This window comes from Mycobacterium parascrofulaceum ATCC BAA-614, assembly GCF_000164135.1.
Classification (GTDB): domain Bacteria; phylum Actinomycetota; class Actinomycetes; order Mycobacteriales; family Mycobacteriaceae; genus Mycobacterium; species Mycobacterium parascrofulaceum.
Window position 1 is genome coordinate 1 of record NZ_GG770573.1, and the last position, 2,011, is coordinate 2,011.

The window sequence follows — 2,011 nt, forward strand, 5'->3', positions numbered from 1 at the left end:
GGTGTCCGTTGACATCCGATGTGATGTATTGCCACCGTATCTGCGGTATCGGCGTGTCTTTGCCAATCTATCCGAGGTACCGCCGGTAGCGTTGTTTAGGTGAGTGTGGCGCCGGCGGCGCTATGGCCGCAGGTCAACGGTGGCGTTGAGGTGGAATTCAACTCCTCCGGGGGTTCTTCGCGCTTGCCGCTGGCGGAGTGTGCCGCAGTGGCCTTTGAGTTGGACTGCTCACCCGTGCGTGGTTTCCCAGCGTTTCGCGGGCAGGGCAATTATCCAGGCCTGTGGTGGTTTTCGACGACTCGTGAGCACGTTGGGTACGAGTCGTGGTCGGAGCGTGACCATTTGATCGCGCTGGACGCCGATCCCGCGGTGGTTGGTGTTGCGTCGCAGCCGTTCCGGCTCCATTGGGGTGACGGCAGGCACCACGTGCCTGATTACTTCGTGCGGTTGTCCGACGGAACGGCGACGGTTCTTGACGTGCGGGCCGATGACCGAATATCGGATGCTGATGCTGAGTTGTTCGACCGGTCCGAGCAGGCGTGCCGTTCCCTGGGATGGGCCTATCGGCGAGCGGGCGTTGCGGATCCGGTCGTGACGGCGAATTTGCGCTGGTTGTCTGGGTATCGGCATCCACGGGTGTACCGCCCGGCGGTCGCCGCAGCGTTGGAGGCGGTGTTCGACTCGGCGCGGCCGCTGATGACCGGGGTGAGACCGGTCGGTGAAGCGATCATGGTGTTGCCGGTGCTGTTTCACCTGTTGTGGCACCGGCGACTGGGCGTGGATCTTTCCGCGGCTGTCTTGACCGAGGAGTCGATCGTCGGGCCCGCGTTGTCACGATGACGGGTATGCGGTCGGGTGTCATCCGCGAGGGCGATGAAATCCGGTTATCCGACGGCGTATTCACGGTTGTCACACTTTCGGGCAGTTCAGCCAGGCTGACCGATGCGGTCGGCGGGCAGTCGGTGGTACCGCTGTCTCGGCTGCTGGGCGACCCGGCGTTGGAGTTGGTGTCAGGATCGCGACCGGCTTTGTGTTCCGAAGAAGCGTTGGCCGGGGTGCCCGAGGCTGCCGCCGAGCGGGCCCGCTGGTGGGAACGGCACTTGATCGAGGTGTTGACGGGTCGACGGGTTGATTCCGAGGCGGGTAGCCGGCCGCGGCCGGAGTTCGATCCGGCGTCGCGTTCGTTGCGGCAGCGCGAATTGGCCAAGCTCGCCGAGCTGCGCTCGGCTGGCCACGAGATCAGCTTGTACACGTTGCAGCGGCAACGCTATGCCTACGAACGAGACGGCCTGCTGGGGGTTGTGGATCGCCGGCACATTCCCCGGCGGGCGATGTTCGGCCGCGTCGACGAGCGGCTGGTGGCCGCAGTGCGGCAGGCCATCGATGACGAGACCGACGTGTCGACCGGGACGGTGAGCCGCCTGCAGCGACGGGTGACCAAATCGCTGGTGGCTCAATACGGTGCCCAGGACGCACCGGCGATGCCGTCTCAGCGGACGTTCTATCGTCTGGTGAAGAGGCTGTCGGAGGGCCGGCACACGTTCGGGTCCGCGCGCACCCGGCGTTCGTTGTCCAAACAGCCCGACGGCCCGTTCGGTGCGCTGACGGTGGCGCGCCCCGGCGAGGTGGTCGAGATCGATTCGACCCCCCTGGATGTGCGGGTGGTCCTCGATGACGGCACGGTGGACCGGGTCGAGCTGACCGGCATGGTTGACGACGCGACCTGCTCGATTCCGGCCGCGGTGTTGCGGCCCACGACCAAAGCGGTCGACGCGGCGCTGCTGCTGGCCCGAGCGTTGACGCCAGAACCGATGCGGCCGGAGTGGTCCGATGCGCTGCGGATGTCGCGGTCGGTGCTGCCGTATCGCTGTTTGACCGGCGTGGATCAACGGTTGGCCGATGCGGCCGCCCGGCCGGTGATCGCCCCGGAGACCGTAGTGTGCGACCACGGGAAGGCGTATCTGTCGCAAACCTTCCGGCAGGCGTGTTGCACGTTGGGGATCAATCTGCA

The 2,011-nt window shown here is 65.9% G+C and carries 1 protein-coding gene and 1 pseudogene; both read left to right on the plus strand.

Going from position 1 to position 2,011, the window contains the following annotated elements; translation table 11 throughout:
* Positions 1-99 precede the first annotated feature (99 nt).
* Entirely contained in the window at positions 100-840 is a 741-nt protein-coding gene (locus HMPREF0591_RS29355; protein WP_099459185.1) for a TnsA-like heteromeric transposase endonuclease subunit, read from the plus strand.
* 122 nt (positions 841-962) lie between these two features.
* Positions 963-2,011 (plus strand): annotated as a pseudogene (locus HMPREF0591_RS29360) (integrase); the annotation flags it as partial.